This window comes from Pseudomonas sp. ENNP23 (assembly GCF_001728945.1).
GTDB lineage: Bacteria > Pseudomonadota > Gammaproteobacteria > Pseudomonadales > Pseudomonadaceae > Metapseudomonas > Metapseudomonas otitidis.
Genome location: NZ_LYSP01000071.1, coordinates 1 through 15,811, shown reverse-complemented (window position 1 = coordinate 15,811; position 15,811 = coordinate 1). Strand labels below are relative to the sequence as shown.

General features: G+C 59.6%; 12 protein-coding genes and 1 tRNA gene. All 13 read left to right on the top strand.

Features of this window, described 5'->3' with window-relative positions; translation table 11 throughout:
* The first annotated feature begins 99 nt into the window (after positions 1–99).
* Positions 100–175, top strand: a tRNA-Trp gene (locus tag A9G05_RS25390).
* Positions 176–223: 48 nt separating this feature from the next.
* Complete coding sequence (gene secE / locus A9G05_RS25385; protein WP_069563581.1) at positions 224–592, top strand: preprotein translocase subunit SecE; 369 nt, start codon at positions 224–226, stop codon at positions 590–592.
* 10 nt (positions 593–602) lie between these two features.
* Entirely contained in the window at positions 603–1,136 is a 534-nt protein-coding gene (gene nusG / locus A9G05_RS25380) for a transcription termination/antitermination protein NusG (RefSeq protein ID WP_069563580.1), read from the top strand.
* Positions 1,137–1,252: 116 nt separating this feature from the next.
* Positions 1,253–1,684 carry a 50S ribosomal protein L11 gene (rplK, locus tag A9G05_RS25375; protein WP_044410918.1) on the top strand — a complete coding sequence of 144 codons (432 nt, stop codon included), beginning with the start codon at positions 1,253–1,255 and terminating at the stop codon, positions 1,682–1,684.
* Complete coding sequence (rplA, locus tag A9G05_RS25370; RefSeq protein WP_069563579.1) at positions 1,685–2,380, top strand: 50S ribosomal protein L1; 696 nt, start codon at positions 1,685–1,687, stop codon at positions 2,378–2,380. It abuts the gene before it with no gap.
* A 213-nt stretch (positions 2,381–2,593) separates the two neighbouring features.
* A complete protein-coding gene (gene rplJ / locus A9G05_RS25365; protein WP_044410923.1) occupies positions 2,594–3,094 on the top strand; it encodes a 50S ribosomal protein L10 in 501 nt (166 codons plus the stop codon).
* Positions 3,095–3,175: 81 nt separating this feature from the next.
* Positions 3,176–3,544: a 50S ribosomal protein L7/L12 gene (gene rplL, locus A9G05_RS25360; protein WP_069563578.1), complete on the top strand. Its 369-nt coding sequence runs from the start codon at positions 3,176–3,178 to the stop codon at positions 3,542–3,544.
* Positions 3,545–3,765: 221 nt separating this feature from the next.
* Positions 3,766–7,839 carry a DNA-directed RNA polymerase subunit beta gene (gene rpoB / locus A9G05_RS25355; RefSeq protein WP_044410928.1) on the top strand — a complete coding sequence of 1,358 codons (4,074 nt, stop codon included), beginning with the start codon at positions 3,766–3,768 and terminating at the stop codon, positions 7,837–7,839.
* Between the two features lie 67 nt (positions 7,840–7,906).
* Positions 7,907–12,112: a DNA-directed RNA polymerase subunit beta' gene (gene rpoC / locus A9G05_RS25350; RefSeq protein WP_044410930.1), complete on the top strand. Its 4,206-nt coding sequence runs from the start codon at positions 7,907–7,909 to the stop codon at positions 12,110–12,112.
* 158 nt (positions 12,113–12,270) lie between these two features.
* Complete coding sequence (gene rpsL, locus A9G05_RS25345; RefSeq protein WP_044410932.1) at positions 12,271–12,642, top strand: 30S ribosomal protein S12; 372 nt, start codon at positions 12,271–12,273, stop codon at positions 12,640–12,642.
* A gap of 109 nt (positions 12,643–12,751) precedes the next feature.
* The gene (rpsG, locus tag A9G05_RS25340; protein ID WP_044410935.1) at positions 12,752–13,222 is read left to right on the top strand and encodes a 30S ribosomal protein S7; all 471 of its coding nucleotides are present in this window, start codon (positions 12,752–12,754) and stop codon (positions 13,220–13,222) included.
* A gap of 30 nt (positions 13,223–13,252) precedes the next feature.
* Positions 13,253–15,388 carry an elongation factor G gene (gene fusA / locus A9G05_RS25335; RefSeq protein WP_069563577.1) on the top strand — a complete coding sequence of 712 codons (2,136 nt, stop codon included), beginning with the start codon at positions 13,253–13,255 and terminating at the stop codon, positions 15,386–15,388.
* Positions 15,389–15,418: 30 nt separating this feature from the next.
* Positions 15,419–15,811 (top strand): GTP-binding protein (locus tag A9G05_RS25330; protein ID WP_139131256.1); only part of this gene is annotated, 393 nt, incomplete at its 3' end.

Genomic DNA, 15,811 nt, shown 5'->3' with positions numbered 1-15,811 from the left:
TGGTCGTACCGTTGGTGCCGGTGTTGTTGCCAAGATCATCGAGTAACTGGTTGATCTTGCTCTCTCAGGCCGGCATAATGGTCGGCCTGATTTTGTTACAGGCCAGTAGCTCAATTGGCAGAGCGGCGGTCTCCAAAACCGCAGGTTGGGGGTTCGATTCCCTCCTGGCCTGCCAGATTTCCCGGTTCTGGGTTCTGGCAATCTCCACACAAGGTCCTTTCCGATGAATGCCAAGCTTGAAGCCAAAGAATCTCGCTTCGATGCGCTGAAGTGGATCGTTGTGGCTTTTTTGGTTGTTGTGGGTGTGGTGGGTAATCACTACTTCGCTGCTCAGCCGATTATCTATCGCGTCCTTGCTCTCCTGGTTCTGGGGGGGGGGGCTGCGTTCGTTGCGCTGCAGACCGTCAAGGGGCAGGCGTTTTTTTCGCTGGCCAAAGAAGCTCGCGTTGAGATTCGCAAGGTGGTCTGGCCCACGCGTCAGGAAACTACCCAGACCACTCTGATCGTGGTTGCGGTTGTTCTTGTCATGGCGCTGCTCTTGTGGGGTCTGGATTCCCTGCTGGGCTGGCTTGTTTCGATGATTGTTGGTTAAAGGGTGCCCCGTGGCTAAGCGTTGGTACGTTGTTCACGCGTATTCCGGTTATGAGAAGCATGTCATGCGTTCTCTCGTTGAGCGCGTGAAGCTTGCGGGTATGGAGGATCAGTTTGGTGAGATCCTCGTGCCGACCGAAGAAGTGGTCGAAATGCGTAATGGTCAGAAGCGCAAGAGTGAACGGAAGTTCTTTCCTGGTTACGTTCTCGTACAGATGGAAATGAGCGAAGCTACCTGGCATCTGATCAAGGATACTCCTCGCGTCATGGGGTTCATTGGTGGTACTGCAGACAAGCCTGCTCCCATCACTGAGCGTGAGGCTGAGGCGATTCTTCGCCGTGTTGCTGATAGTGGTGACAAGCCGAAGCCTAAGACCCTGTTCGAGCCGGGCGAAACTGTTCGGGTCATTGATGGTCCGTTTGCGGATTTCAATGGTGTGGTTGAAGAGGTTAACTACGAGAAGAGCCGCATTCAGGTTGCTGTGCTCATCTTCGGTCGCTCCACTCCTGTTGAGTTGGAGTTCAGCCAGGTCGAAAAGGTCTAGCTGTAGATGCATCCCATACCCCGCAGCCAATGGTTGCGGGGTTTTGTCGTCACTGGGATAAACGCAATGAAATCGGGGAGCCCTTGGGGCGCTTGAACCCGCAAATGGAGTCATAAATGGCTAAGAAAATTCAGGCTTACATCAAGCTGCAAGTGAAGGCTGGCCAGGCCAACCCTTCTCCGCCGGTTGGTCCCGCTCTCGGTCAGCACGGCGTGAACATCATGGAGTTCTGCAAGGCGTTCAACGCCAAGACCCAGGGCATGGAGCCCGGTCTGCCCACTCCCGTGATCATTACTGTCTACAGCGACCGTAGCTTCACGTTCGAGACCAAGAGCACCCCGGCTTCCGTGCTGCTGAAGAAAGCGGCTGGCATCACCAGCGGCTCTTCCCGTCCGAACAGCCAGAAGGTTGGCACTGTTACCCGTGCACAGCTTGAAGATATTGCCAAAGCCAAGCAGGCGGATCTGACTGCAGCTGACCTGGATGCGGCCGTGCGTACCATCGCCGGTTCCGCTCGTAGCATGGGCCTGAACGTGGAGGGCGTGTAAATGGCAAAGCTGACCAAGCGCCAAAAGGCAATTGCCGCCAAGGTTGAAGCCGGCAAGCAATATGCATTTGAAGATGCAGCCAAGCTTCTCGCTGAGCTGTCCACCATCAAGTTCAAGGAGTCCGTGGACATCGCCATCAATCTCGGCGTTGATCCTCGCAAATCCGACCAGGTCGTTCGTGGCGCCACTGTTCTGCCGAATGGCACTGGCAAGAGCGTTCGCGTTGCTGTGTTCACTCAGGGGCCTGGTGTCGAAGCCGCTCTGGCTGCCGGCGCGGACAAGGTTGGCATGGACGAACTGGCTGCCGAAATGAAGGCTGGTGACCTGAACTATGACGTGGTCATTGCCTCCCCCGATGCAATGCGCGTTGTCGGGCAACTGGGTCAGGTTCTTGGTCCCCGTGGCCTGATGCCGAACCCGAAGGTCGGTACTGTTACTCCCGACGTGGCTACCGCTGTCAAGAACGCCAAGGCTGGTCAGGTACGCTTCCGTACTGACAAGAACGGCATCATCCATGCCTCCGTTGGCAAGGTTGATTTCGAGCCGGTCAAGCTGAAGCAGAACGTCGAAGCCCTGCTGTCCGACCTGAAGCGCCTCAAGCCGTCCACCTCCAAGGGTGTGTATGTGCAGCGCGTGACCCTGAGCACCACCATGGGCCCGGGTCTGCAGATCGATCAAGCTTCCCTGGAAGCTTAAGGAACAAAGTCGCAGTGGGCCTTTGTGCCCGCTGCGCAGGTATTGGGGTCCCTGCCTGGCGGGGGCTATCCAAGACCGTAGGCGGCCATGCCTCAAACCGGGGAGCGATCCCCGAGCCTACGCAGATGGTGCTCCCGATTCGTTTACCGAATCAGACACCAAAACGCCGTCCGGCCTTGGCTGGACGAACCGGTAACATCCAGGAGTGAACCCGTGGCAATTAAACTCGAAGACAAGAAGGCCATCGTCGCTGAAGTCAACGAGGCTGCCCAAGCTGCCCTGTCCGCTGTCGTGGCTGATGCCCGTGGCGTGACCGTGGCTGCCATGACCGGACTCCGTAAAGAGGCCCGCGCGGCTGGTGTTTACGTCAAAGTCGTACGTAACACTCTTGCCCGTCGCGCCGTCGAAGGCACTTCCTTTGAAGTACTCGGCGACGTGTTCAAGGGCCCGACCCTCATCGCTTTTTCCAAGGAGCATCCGGGCGCTGCCGCCCGTATCTTCAAGGAGTTCGCCAAGGGTCAGGACAAGTTCGAGATCAAGGCCGCCGCGTTTGAAGGCAAGCTGATCGCAGCCAACCAGATCGACGTACTGGCAACTCTGCCGACCTACGACGAAGCCGTATCCCAGCTGATGAGCGTTATTCAAGGCGCCACCAGCAAGCTGGCTCGTACCCTGGCGGCAATCCGCGACCAGAAGGAAAGCGCCGCAGCCTGATAAGGCCGCGCCCTTCTTTTCGCTTTATTCGATTAATTCGATGGCCGCCTGAGGCCATCCATCAATACAGGAATTAGAGTCATGGCTCTGACCAACGAAGACATCATCAACGCCGTATCCGAAATGTCCGTGATGCAAGTTGTTGAACTGATCAAGGCAATGGAAGAGAAGTTCGGCGTTACCGCTGCTGCAGCTGTTGCTGCTGGCCCGGCTGCCGCTGCTGCTGTTGTTGAAGAGCAGACCGAGTTCACCATCGTCCTGGCTGAAGCTGGCGACAAGAAAGTGAACGTGATCAAGGTCGTTCGCGAACTGACCGGTCTGGGCCTGAAAGAAGCCAAGGCAGTTGTTGACGGCGCCCCGGGCGTTGTCAAGGAAGGCGCTTCGAAAGAAGAAGCCGAAGCCGCCAAGAAGGCTCTGGAAGAAGCTGGCGCCAAAGTCGAGCTCAAGTAAGCGACGACCTTGCGTCTACAGCCTGAGCGGTAAGCGAAAGGCTGATGGCTGGTGGCTTAGGCCACCGGCCTTTTTCCGTTCTAGGTGGTCGTCTCATGACAGCTGCCCGGGATGTGAGGCTCCCACCGACCAAGGTGGCGCAAACCAAGGGGTTTGCACGATTTTCTGGCTACTCCCGTCGGAGGAGCCAAATAAGCAGGTGACCAAGCTGGGGAACGCTGATGGCTTACTCATACACTGAGAAAAAACGTATCCGCAAAGACTTTAGCAAGTTGCCGGACGTCATGGATGTACCCTACCTCCTGGCCATCCAGCTGGATTCGTACCGCGAATTCCTGCAGGCGGGCGCGAGCAAGGAGCGGATCCGTGATATCGGCCTGCACGCGGCCTTCAAGTCTGTATTCCCGATCATCAGCTATTCCGGCAACGCCGCTCTGGAATACGTTGGCTATCGCCTTGGCGAGCCGGCCTTCGACGTCAAGGAATGCGTGCTGCGCGGCGTGACTTTCGCCGTTCCGCTGCGCGTCAAGGTGCGTCTGATCATTTTCGACAAGGAGTCGTCGAACAAGGCCATCAAGGACATCAAGGAACAAGAAGTCTACATGGGCGAAATCCCGCTCATGACCGAGAACGGTACCTTCATCATCAACGGTACCGAGCGCGTGATCGTCTCTCAGCTGCACCGCTCCCCGGGCGTGTTCTTCGACCATGACCGTGGCAAGACCCACAGCTCCGGCAAGCTGCTGTACTCCGCGCGCATCATTCCCTACCGTGGTTCCTGGCTGGACTTCGAGTTCGATCCGAAGGACTGCGTGTTCGTTCGTATCGACCGTCGCCGCAAGCTGCCGGCCTCCGTCCTGCTGCGTGCGCTGGGCTACAGCACCGAGGAAGTGCTCAACGCCTTCTATGCCACCAACGTTTTCCATGTGAAGGGCGAAGGCCTGCACCTGGAACTGGTGCCCCAGCGCCTGCGTGGTGAAGTTGCCGTATTCGACATCAAGGATCCGTCCGGCAAGGTGATCGTGGAGCAGGGCCGTCGTATCACTGCCCGCCACATCAACCAGCTGGAGAAGGCTGGCATCAGCGAGCTGGAAGTTCCGCTGGACTACGTCCTCGGTCGCACCACCGCCAAGGCCATCGTGCATCCGGCCACCGGCGAGATCATCGTCGAGTGCAATACCGAGCTGACCACCGACCTGCTGGTCAAGATCGCCAAGGCACAGGTCGTCCGCATCGAGACCCTGTACACCAACGACATCGACTGCGGTCCGTTCATCTCCGACACCCTGAAGATCGACTCCACCAGCAACCAGTTGGAAGCCTTGGTGGAGATCTATCGCATGATGCGTCCTGGTGAGCCGCCGACCAAGGAAGCTGCCGAGACCCTGTTCAACAACCTGTTCTTCAGCGCCGAGCGTTACGACCTGTCTGCTGTCGGCCGCATGAAGTTCAACCGCCGGATTGGCCGCACCGAAATCGAGGGGCCTGGTGTTCTCAGTCGCGAAGACATCGTCGAGGTCCTCAAGACTCTGGTCGACATCCGTAACGGCAAGGGCATCGTCGACGACATCGACCACCTCGGTAACCGTCGCGTCCGTTGCGTTGGCGAAATGGCCGAAAACCAGTTCCGCGTCGGCCTGGTGCGCGTCGAGCGCGCGGTCAAGGAACGCCTGTCCATGGCGGAGAGCGAAGGTCTGATGCCTCAGGACCTGATCAACGCCAAGCCCGTGGCTGCCGCGATCAAGGAGTTCTTCGGCTCCAGCCAGCTCTCCCAGTTCATGGACCAGAACAACCCGCTGTCCGAGATCACCCACAAGCGCCGCGTTTCCGCACTCGGCCCAGGTGGTCTGACTCGTGAGCGCGCGGGCTTCGAAGTCCGCGACGTACACCCGACCCACTACGGCCGTGTGTGCCCGATCGAGACGCCTGAAGGTCCGAACATCGGTCTGATCAACTCCCTGGCCACCTACGCCCGCACCAACCAGTACGGTTTCCTCGAGAGCCCCTACCGTGTTGTAAAAGGCACCCAAGTGACCGATGAGATCGTCTTCCTCTCCGCCATCGAAGAGGCCGACCACGTCATCGCTCAGGCGTCTGCCACGCTCAACGAGCAGGGCCAACTGATCGACGAGCTGGTGGCTGTGCGTCACCTGAACGAGTTCACCGTGAAGGCGCCGGAAGACGTCACCCTCATGGACGTATCGCCGAAGCAGGTCGTTTCCGTCGCTGCCTCGCTGATCCCGTTCCTCGAGCACGACGACGCCAACCGCGCACTCATGGGCTCGAACATGCAGCGCCAGGCCGTACCGACCCTGCGCGCCGACAAGCCGCTAGTCGGTACCGGCATGGAGCGCAACGTCGCCCGTGACTCCGGTGTCTGCGTCGTGGCCCGTCGTGGTGGCGTGATCGACTCTGTCGATGCCAGCCGCATTGTCGTCCGTGTGAACGACGACGAAGTCGAGACTGGCGAAGCCGGTGTCGACATCTACAACCTGACCAAGTACACCCGTTCCAACCAGAACACCTGCATCAACCAGCGTCCGCTGGTGCAGAAGGGTGACAAGGTTTCGCGCAGCGACATCCTGGCCGATGGTCCGTCCACCGATATGGGTGAACTGGCCCTGGGTCAGAATATGCGCGTCGCGTTCATGCCTTGGAACGGCTTCAACTTCGAAGACTCCATCTGCCTCTCCGAGCGCGTGGTCCAAGAGGATCGTTTCACCACGATCCACATCCAGGAGCTGACCTGCGTCGCCCGTGACACCAAGCTCGGCCCAGAAGAAATCACCGCGGACATCCCGAACGTGGGTGAGGCTGCGCTGAACAAGCTGGATGAAGCCGGCATCGTCTACGTCGGAGCCGAAGTACAGGCTGGCGACATCCTGGTCGGCAAGGTCACCCCGAAAGGCGAGACCCAGCTGACTCCGGAAGAGAAGCTGCTGCGCGCGATCTTCGGTGAGAAGGCATCCGACGTTAAGGACACCTCCCTGCGTGTGCCGACCGGCACCAAGGGCACCGTCATCGACGTCCAGGTCTTCACCCGTGATGGCGTGGAGCGCGACTCCCGTGCTCTGTCCATCGAGAAGATGCAACTCGACGAGATCCGCAAGGATCTGAACGAAGAGTTCCGCATCGTCGAAGGTGCAACCTTCGAGCGCCTGCGTTCCGCCCTGGTCGGCCAGGTTGCCGAAGGTGGCGCCGGCCTCAAGAAAGGCACCGAGATCACCGACGAGTACCTCGACGGTCTTGAGCGCGGCCAGTGGTTCAAGCTGCGCATGGCGGACGACGCTCTGAACGAGCAGCTCGAGAAGGCCCAGGCCTACCTCTCCGACCGTCGCCAGCTGCTGGACGACAAGTTCGAAGACAAGAAGCGCAAGCTTCAGCAAGGCGACGACCTGGCACCGGGCGTCCTGAAAATCGTCAAGGTGTACCTCGCCATCAAGCGCCGCATCCAGCCGGGTGACAAGATGGCGGGCCGCCACGGTAACAAGGGTGTGGTCTCCGTGATCATGCCGGTCGAAGACATGCCCCACGATGCCAATGGCACCCCGGTGGACATCGTCCTCAACCCGCTGGGCGTACCGTCGCGTATGAACGTCGGCCAGATTCTCGAAACCCACCTGGGCCTTGCGGCCAAGGGCCTGGGCGAGAAGATCAACCGCATGCTCGAAGAGCAGCGCAAGATCGCCGAGCTGCGCAAGTTCCTGCACGAGATCTACAACGAGATCGGTGGGCGTCAGGAGAGCCTGGATGAACTGAGCGATCAGGAAATCCTCGACCTGGCGAAGAACCTGCGCGGCGGCGTGCCGATGGCCACCCCGGTGTTCGACGGTGCCAAGGAGCGCGAGATCAAGGCGATGCTGAAGCTCGCCGATCTGCCCGAGAGCGGCCAGATGCGCCTGTTCGACGGTCGTACCGGCAACATGTTCGAGCGGCCGACCACCGTCGGCTACATGTACATGCTGAAGCTGAACCACCTGGTCGACGACAAGATGCACGCACGCTCCACCGGCTCCTACAGCCTGGTTACCCAGCAGCCGCTGGGTGGTAAGGCGCAGTTCGGTGGCCAGCGTTTCGGGGAGATGGAGGTATGGGCGCTGGAAGCCTACGGCGCCGCCTACACCCTGCAGGAAATGCTGACCGTGAAGTCCGACGACGTGAACGGCCGTACCAAGATGTACAAAAACATCGTGGATGGCGATCACCGCATGGAGGCTGGCATGCCCGAGTCCTTCAACGTGTTGATCAAAGAGATCCGCTCGCTCGGCATCGACATCGAACTGGAAACCGAATAACACGCGACGCCCAGAACGCTACGGCTGGTCAAGGCCGGTCGTAGCGGGTCCGTGAGGAGGAAAGGCCTTGAAAGACTTGCTGAATCTGTTGAAAAACCAGGGTCAAATCGAAGAGTTCGATGCCATCCGTATTGGCCTGGCCTCGCCCGAGATGATCCGTTCCTGGTCCTTCGGTGAAGTGAAGAAGCCGGAGACCATCAACTACCGTACCTTCAAGCCGGAGCGCGATGGCCTGTTCTGCGCCAAGATCTTCGGCCCGGTGAAGGACTACGAGTGCCTGTGCGGTAAGTACAAGCGCCTCAAGCACCGCGGTGTGATTTGCGAGAAGTGCGGTGTGGAAGTCGCCCTGGCCAAGGTGCGCCGTGAGCGCATGGGCCACATCGAGCTGGCTTCCCCTGTTGCCCACATCTGGTTCCTGAAGTCCCTGCCGTCCCGTATCGGCCTGCTGCTGGACATGACCCTGCGTGACATCGAGCGCGTGCTCTATTTCGAGAGCTACGTAGTGATTGATCCTGGCATGACCACCCTTGAGAAAGGTCAGCTGCTGAATGACGAGCAATACTTCGAAGCCCTCGAAGAGTTCGGTGACGACTTCGACGCCCGCATGGGTGCCGAGGCTGTCCGCGAGCTGCTGAACGCCATCGACCTGGAGCACGAGATTGGCCGCCTGCGCGAAGAGATTCCGCAGACCAACTCGGAAACCAAGATCAAGAAGCTGTCCAAGCGCCTGAAGCTGATGGAAGCCTTCAAGGACTCCGGCAACCACCCCGAGTGGATGGTGCTGACCGTCCTGCCGGTGCTGCCGCCGGACCTGCGTCCGCTGGTTCCGCTGGATGGCGGTCGTTTCGCGACCTCCGACCTGAACGATCTGTATCGCCGGGTCATCAACCGTAACAACCGCCTGAAGCGGCTGCTTGACCTGGCCGCTCCGGACATCATCGTGCGCAACGAAAAGCGCATGCTGCAGGAAGCTGTCGACGCCCTGCTGGACAACGGCCGTCGCGGCCGTGCCATCACTGGCTCGAACAAGCGCCCGCTGAAGTCCCTGGCCGACATGATCAAGGGCAAGCAAGGTCGCTTCCGTCAGAACCTGCTCGGTAAGCGCGTGGACTACTCCGGTCGTTCCGTTATCACCGTGGGCCCGACCCTGCGTCTGCACCAGTGCGGTCTGCCCAAGAAGATGGCCCTCGAGCTGTTCAAGCCGTTCATCTTCGGCAAGCTCGAAGCCCGCGGCATGGCCACCACCATCAAGGCGGCCAAGAAGATGGTCGAGCGCGAGCTGCCCGAGGTCTGGGACGTACTCGCCGAAGTCATCCGTGAACACCCCGTGCTGTTGAACCGAGCACCGACCCTCCATCGTCTGGGTATCCAGGCGTTCGAGCCGGTGCTGATCGAAGGCAAGGCCATCCAGCTGCACCCGCTGGTCTGCGCCGCGTACAACGCCGACTTCGACGGTGACCAGATGGCCGTGCACGTCCCGCTGACCCTCGAGGCCCAGCTGGAAGCGCGCGCGCTGATGATGTCCACCAACAACATCCTGTCGCCTGCCAACGGCGAGCCGATCATCGTTCCGTCCCAGGACGTGGTTCTCGGTCTGTACTACATGACCCGGGAGGCGGTGAACGCCAAGGGTGAGGGTCGCGTCTTCGCTGACCTGCAGGAAGTCGACCGCGTGTTCCGCGCTGGCGAGGCGTCCCTGCACGCCCGTGTGAAAGTCCGCATCAACGAGACCGTGAAGGACAAGGACGGCGGTATCACCAAGAACACCCGCATCGTCGACACCACCGTCGGCCGTGCTCTGCTGTTCCAGGTGGTTCCGGCAGGCCTGTCGTTCGACGTGGTCAACCAGCCGATGAAGAAGAAGGCGATCTCCAAGCTGATCAACCAGTGCTACCGCGTGGTGGGTCTGAAGGATACCGTCATCTTCGCCGACCAGCTGATGTACACCGGTTTCGCCTACTCCACCATTTCCGGCGTTTCCATCGGTGTGAACGACTTCGTCATTCCCGATGAGAAGGCGCGCATCATCGATGCCGCCACCGAGGAAGTGAAGGAGATCGAGTCCCAGTACGCCTCCGGCCTGGTTACCCAGGGCGAGAAGTACAACAAGGTGATCGACCTCTGGTCCAAGGCGAACGACGAAGTGTCCAAGGCGATGATGGCCAACCTCTCGAAAGAGAAGGTGGTCGATCGTGAGGGCAAGGAAGTCGATCAGGAGTCCTTCAACTCCATGTACATGATGGCGGACTCCGGTGCGCGGGGCTCCGCGGCCCAGATCCGTCAGCTCGCCGGTATGCGCGGCCTGATGGCCAAGCCGGACGGCTCCATCATTGAGACCCCGATCACCGCGAACTTCCGTGAGGGCCTGAACGTACTCCAGTACTTCATCTCCACTCACGGTGCTCGTAAAGGTCTGGCGGATACCGCACTGAAGACCGCGAACTCCGGTTACCTGACCCGTCGTCTTGTCGACGTGGCGCAGGACTTGGTCGTGACCGAGATCGATTGCGGCACCGAGCATGGCCTGCTGATGACTCCGCACATCGAAGGCGGCGATGTCGTCGAGCCCCTGGGCGAGCGCGTCCTGGGTCGTGTCATCGCCAAGGACGTGTTCAAGCCTGGCAGCGACGACGGCGAAGTCATCGTCCCGGCCGGTACCCTGATCGATGAGCAGTGGGTTGAGTTCATCGAGCGTGCGAGCATCGACGAGGTTGTAGTCCGTTCGCCGATCACCTGTGAAACTCGCTATGGCATCTGCGCCAAGTGCTACGGTCGTGACCTGGCACGTGGTCACCAGGTGAACATCGGTGAAGCGGTCGGCGTCATCGCCGCCCAGTCCATCGGTGAGCCGGGTACCCAGCTGACCATGCGTACGTTCCACATCGGTGGTGCGGCCAGCCGTACCTCGGCAGCCGACAACGTCCAGGTCAAGAATGGCGGTACCATCCGTCTGCATAACCTGAAGCACGTCGAGCGTGTCGATGGCGCGCTGGTGGCAGTTTCCCGTTCCGGCGAGCTGGCAGTGGCTGACGAGTTCGGTCGCGAGCGCGAGCGCTACAAGCTGCCTTACGGTGCCGTGATCTCCGTGAAGGAGGGTGACAAGGTCGACCCGGGCGCCATCGTTGCCAAGTGGGACCCGCACACCCACCCGATCGTGACCGAGATGAAGGGTACCGTGACCTTCGTCGGCATGGAGGAAGGCATCACCATCAAGCGTCAGACCGACGAACTCACCGGCCTGACCAACATCGAGGTTCTGGATCCGAAGGATCGTCCGGCGGCCGGCAAGGACATTCGTCCGGCTGTGAAGCTCGTCGACGCCAATGGCAAAGAGCTGCTGCTGCCGGGTACCGACGTACCGGCCCAGTACTTCCTGCCGGCGAACGCCCTGGTTGGCGTGGCCGACGGTGCTCAAGTGGGCGTGGGTGATGTTATCGCCCGTATCCCGCAGGAAACCTCGAAGACCCGTGACATCACCGGTGGTCTGCCGCGCGTTGCCGACCTGTTCGAAGCTCGTCGTCCGAAAGAGCCTTCGATCCTGGCGGAAATCAGCGGCACCATCTCCTTCGGTAAGGAGACCAAGGGCAAGCGCCGTCTGGTCATCACGCCGAACGACGGTAGCGATCCTTACGAGGAGCTGATTCCGAAATGGCGTCACCTGAACGTGTTCGAAGGCGAACAGGTGAACCGTGGCGAGGTGATCTCCGACGGTCCGAGCAACCCGCACGACATCCTGCGCCTGCTGGGCGTCAGTGCGCTGGCCAAGTACATCGTCAATGAAATCCAGGACGTGTACCGCTTGCAAGGCGTGAAGATCAACGACAAGCACATCGAGACCATCCTGCGTCAGATGCTGCGTAAGGTAGAGATCGCCGAGTCCGGGGATTCCAGCTTTATCAAGGGCGACCAGATGGAGCTGACCCAGGTGCTGGAGGAGAACGAGCGTCTGGCTGGTGAAGATCGCTTCATCGCCAAGTACGAGCGCGTCCTGCTGGGTATCACCAAGGCTTCGCTGTCCACCGAGTCGTTCATCTCCGCGGCATCCTTCCAGGAGACCACCCGCGTCCTCACCGAGGCGGCGGTCACCGGCAAGCGCGACTACCTGCGTGGCCTGAAGGAAAACGTCGTGGTGGGTCGTTTGATCCCGGCCGGTACCGGCCTGGCCTACCACAGCGAGCGCAAGCGTCAACGCGAAGCCGGCAAGCCGGTCCGCGTAAGCGCGAGCGAGGTGGAAGCAGCGCTGACCGAAGCGCTGAACTCCAGCGGCAACTAATCAGGCGGGCCCTGGGCGATCTTGTGTTGCCCAGGGCCTTGTCTTGACTGGGGGATAGAGTCTCTTTAGACTTATGCACCCCTAAATTTGGCAGGGCGCTGAGCTCTGCCATTTTGCTTTAGGGCAATAGCGTCGAAAGACAACAGTGGAGCTTATAGATGGCAACTATCAACCAGCTGGTACGTCAGCCGCGCAAGCGTATCGTCGACAAGTCCGACGTTCCTGCGCTGCAGAACTGCCCGCAGCGTCGTGGCGTGTGCACCCGCGTGTACACCACCACGCCGAAGAAACCGAACTCCGCACTCCGTAAGGTTTGCCGTGTTCGCCTGACCAACGGTTTTGAAGTCACCTCCTACATCGGCGGTGAAGGTCACAACCTGCAGGAGCACAGCGTGGTGCTGATCCGTGGCGGTCGTGTAAAAGACCTCCCGGGTGTTCGCTATCACACTGTTCGCGGCTCTCTGGACACCACCGGTGTCAAAGACCGTAAGCAGGGTCGCTCCAAGTACGGTACCAAGCGTCCGAAGTAATCCGGCGCTTCAACCTGAATTCTTTTTACTGAGTCGATAAGAGTAAGGTCGGCCGTAACCGAGTGGTTATCGTGCCGGGCTAACCTGAAGACCGTTTGAGGGCTTATCAATGCCAAGACGTCGTGTAGCAGCCAAGCGTGAGATCCTGGACGATCCGAAATACGGAAGCCAGATCCTCGCCAAGTTCATGAACCACGTGATGGAAAGCGGCAAGAAGGCCGTAGCCGAGCGCATCGTTTATGGTGCCCTGGATACTGTCAAAGCACGCAAGAACACCGATCCCCTGGAGATCTTCGAGAAAGCTCTCGACGCCATCGCTCCGCTGGTCGAAGTCAAGTCCCGCCGTGTAGGCGGTGCTACCTACCAGGTGCCGGTCGAGGTTCGCCCGTCTCGTCGCAATGCGCTGGCAATGCGCTGGCTGGTGGACTCTGCGCGCAAGCGTGGCGAGAAGTCCATGGCCCTGCGTCTCGCTGGTGAGCTGCTGGATGCCTTCGAAGGCAAAGGCGCAGCCGTCAAGAAGCGTGAAGACGTACACCGCATGGCTGAGGCCAACAAAGCGTTCTCGCACTACCGCTTCTAATCACGGCATCAATACTTTTGCGAGGGCTTTATGGCTCGTACCACACCAATTAACCGCTACCGGAACATCGGTATCTGCGCCCACGTTGACGCGGGCAAGACCACCACTACCGAGCGGATCCTGTTCTACACCGGTCTCAGCCACAAGATGGGTGAGGTCCACGACGGCGCTGCTACCACCGACTGGATGGTGCAGGAGCAAGAGCGCGGCATCACCATTACGTCCGCTGCGATCACCACCTTCTGGGAAGGTTCGCGCGGCCAGTACGACAAGTACCGTGTAAACGTCATCGACACCCCCGGTCACGTCGACTTCACTATTGAAGTTGAGCGCTCCCTGCGTGTGCTTGACGGCGCTGTCGTGGTGTTCTGCGGCACCTCCGGCGTTGAGCCGCAGTCCGAAACCGTATGGCGTCAGGCCAACAAGTACGGTGTTCCGCGTATCGTTTACGTGAACAAGATGGACCGCGCTGGCGCCAACTTCCTGCGCGTCGTCGGTCAGATCAAGAACCGTCTGGGTCATACCCCGGTTCCGGTCCAGCTTGCTATCGGTGCGGAAGATGACTTCCAAGGGCAGGTCGACCTGCTGAAGATGAAGGCCATCTACTGGAGCGAAGACGACAAAGGCACCTCCTACCGCGAGGAAGAGATTCCTGCGGAGCTGGTCGACCTGGCCAATGAGTGGCGCTCCAACATGGTTGAGGCGGCTGCCGAGGCCAACGAAGAGCTGATGAACAAGTACCTCGAGGAAGGTGATCTTTCCATCGAGGAGATCAAGGCTGGTCTGCGTCAGCGCACCATCGCCTGCGAGATCGTTCCGGCTGTCTGTGGTTCCTCATTCAAGAACAAGGGCGTGCCCCTGGTTCTCGATGCTGTCATCGACTTCCTGCCCGCTCCGACCGAGATTCCGGCCATCCAGGGTATCCATCCGGACCATATCGATCTTGGCGACGAGGCTCCGAAAGACGAGCGTCATGCCGACGACAATGCGCCGTTCTCCGCATTGGCGTTCAAGATCGCTACCGACCCGTTCGTTGGTACCCTCACTTTCGTGCGCGTCTACTCGGGCGTTCTGGAGTCTGGTCAGTCGGTCATCAACTCCGTGAAGAGCAAGAAAGAGCGCGTTGGTCGTATGGTGCAGATGCACGCCAACCAGCGTGACGAGATCAAGGAAGTGCGTGCGGGCGACATCGCGGCCCTGATCGGCATGAAGGATGTCACCACTGGTGACACTCTGTGCGATCCGGACAAGCCGATCGTCCTCGAGCGCATGGACTTCCCGGAGCCCGTGATCCATGTGGCTGTCGAGCCGAAGACCAAGGCTGACCAGGAGAAGATGGGTATCGCTCTGGGCAAGCTGGCTCAGGAAGATCCGTCGTTCCGCGTCAAGACTGACGAAGAGTCCGGCCAGACCATCATTGGTGGTATGGGTGAGTTGCACCTGGATATCATCGTCGACCGCATGAAGCGTGAGTTCGGTGTTGAGGCCAATATCGGTAAGCCGCAGGTTGCCTACCGTGAGACCATCTCCAAGGACAACGTCGAGATCGAAGGCAAGTTCGTTCGTCAGTCCGGTGGTCGTGGTCAGTTCGGTCACTGCTGGATTCGCTTCTCGTCGGCTGACGTGGACGAAAAAGGCAACATCACTGAAGGTCTGGTATTCACCAACGAAGTCGTCGGTGGCGTGGTTCCGAAGGAATACATCCCCGCGATCCAGAAGGGTATCGAAGAGCAGATGAAGAACGGCGTTGTTGCCGGTTATCCGCTCATCGGCCTGAAGGCCACCGTATTCGATGGTTCGTACCACGACGTCGACTCCAACGAAATGGCGTTCAAGATCGCGGCCTCCATGGCGACCAAGCAACTGGCCCAGAAGGGCGGTGGTAAGGTGCTTGAGCCGATCATGAAGGTCGAAGTGGTAACCCCTGAGGACTACATGGGTGACGTGATGGGTGACCTGAACCGTCGTCGCGGTCTGATTCTGGGTATGGAGGACTCGGTTTCCGGTAAGGTTATCCGTGCCGAGGTTCCGCTGGGTGAGATGTTCGGTTATGCGACCGACGTTCGCTCCATGTCTCAGGGTCGTGCCAGCTACTCCATGGAATTCTCCAAGTACGCCGAAGCTCCGTCGAACATCGTCGAAGCGCTGGTTAAAAAACAAGGCTAATCCCGCCCTTTAAGTAAGAGGTTTACTGTCGTGGCTAAGGAAAAATTCGAACGTAACAAACCGCACGTCAACGTCGGCACCATTGGTCACGTTGACCATGGCAAGACCACTCTGACTGCTGCTCTGACCAAGGTCTGCTCCGAAACCTGGGGTGGTTCTGCTCGTGCGTTCGACCAGATCGACAACGCGCCGGAAGAGAAGGCTCGCGGTATCACCATCAACACTTCCCACGTTGAATATGATTCGCCTGTGCGTCACTACGCTCACGTTGACTGCCCCGGTCACGCTGACTACGTGAAGAACATGATCACCGGTGCTGCCCAGATGGACGGCGCGATCCTGGTTTGCTCCGCAGCTGATGGCCCCATGCCGCAGACTCGCGAGCACATCCTTCTGTCCCGTCAGGTGGGTGTTCCTTACATC

Coding starts and splice junctions, on each gene's coding strand:
- secE (WP_069563581.1), top strand. CDS start 224: ATGAATGCCAAGCTTGAAGCCAAAGAATCTCGCTTCGATGCGCTGAAG.
- rplK (WP_044410918.1), top strand. CDS start 1,253: ATGGCTAAGAAAATTCAGGCTTACATCAAGCTGCAAGTGAAGGCTGGC.
- rplA (WP_069563579.1), top strand. CDS start 1,685: ATGGCAAAGCTGACCAAGCGCCAAAAGGCAATTGCCGCCAAGGTTGAA.
- rplL (WP_069563578.1), top strand. CDS start 3,176: ATGGCTCTGACCAACGAAGACATCATCAACGCCGTATCCGAAATGTCC.
- rpoB (WP_044410928.1), top strand. CDS start 3,766: ATGGCTTACTCATACACTGAGAAAAAACGTATCCGCAAAGACTTTAGC.
- rpsL (WP_044410932.1), top strand. CDS start 12,271: ATGGCAACTATCAACCAGCTGGTACGTCAGCCGCGCAAGCGTATCGTC.
- rpsG (WP_044410935.1), top strand. CDS start 12,752: ATGCCAAGACGTCGTGTAGCAGCCAAGCGTGAGATCCTGGACGATCCG.
- fusA (WP_069563577.1), top strand. CDS start 13,253: ATGGCTCGTACCACACCAATTAACCGCTACCGGAACATCGGTATCTGC.